The organism is Pseudocitrobacter sp. 73 (genome assembly GCF_008369545.1).
GTDB classification, from domain to species: Bacteria; Pseudomonadota; Gammaproteobacteria; order Enterobacterales; family Enterobacteriaceae; genus Pseudocitrobacter; species Pseudocitrobacter vendiensis.
The window spans coordinates 1-937 of sequence record NZ_VTZO01000059.1; the positions used below are offsets into that span (position 1 = coordinate 1).

General features: G+C 47.7%; 1 pseudogene. It reads left to right on the forward strand.

Going from position 1 to position 937, the window contains the following annotated elements:
• Window positions 1-434 precede the first annotated feature (434 nt).
• Window positions 435-575 (forward strand): annotated as a pseudogene (locus tag F0Q32_RS25420) (IS110 family transposase); the annotation flags it as partial.
• Between the last annotated feature and the right edge of the window lie 362 nt (window positions 576-937).

A 937-nucleotide genomic window follows, 5' to 3' on the forward strand; every position in this document is an offset into this window, starting at 1 on the left:
TTTCTGGAGGTTCATCAGGCGCGGAACTCATCGAGGCGCGGGAATAAAATCCCATTCAGACGCCGGATAGATTCAAGCAAGCCAACTTGTCGTCAAAATCGGTGTTGCAAAAACGGGAGTGACCATAGATTCCGTTTTCTGAGACGACCCCAAGCATAAAGGCAGAAATACACCAGTTTAAACAATCATTCATCTGGTTTTGCGAATACTGATATTGATGATACAAACGGCCCACCGGCCTGTTGAGGAACCTGTAAAACGGAAAGGCTCGCTGAAGCCGTATATTTTCTGGAGGTTCATCAGGCGCGGAACTCATCGAGGCGCGGGAATAAAATCCCATTCAGACGCCGGATAGATTCAAGCAAGCCAACTTATCGTCAAAATCGGTGTTGCAAAAACGGGAGTGACCATAGATTCCGTTTTCTGAGACGACCCCATTCAGCCGTTGGGTTTGTATGTTGGTTGAGCGCAGAGGGTACTGGCGGGCTGTTGTGGCCATCGCCGCCAAAAATGCGCGGCTGTGTTGGGCATCACTACATTACGGTGATGATTTCCGGCTGTACTCAGTCAACTAAAGCTCGAAGCTGTATAACCATCTGACCTGCAATTCGTTGATGATAAAGGGTTAGACCCCGTGAGGCCTATCTGGCTATTGTACAGGATATACGTATCCGCTTAACGAACAAGAACCTCACGCGCGTCTTTCATCAGGGCCCGAATCGATGACGATTCATCATGGCCGTTTATAGTACCGCAGTCTCTCCCCTTTATTTTTACTGAAGAGCAGACAGAAACCATAAATACCGGCTTTGACATGCCGGGGAAGTCCTTATAGTACAATAATTTTCGATATCCAAACTGACCCCTTCTAAGAGTCCATCTGCGAATCATACAACATTGTACGGTAAGCCTAATTAGGGGGTTGAGGGCCAATGGA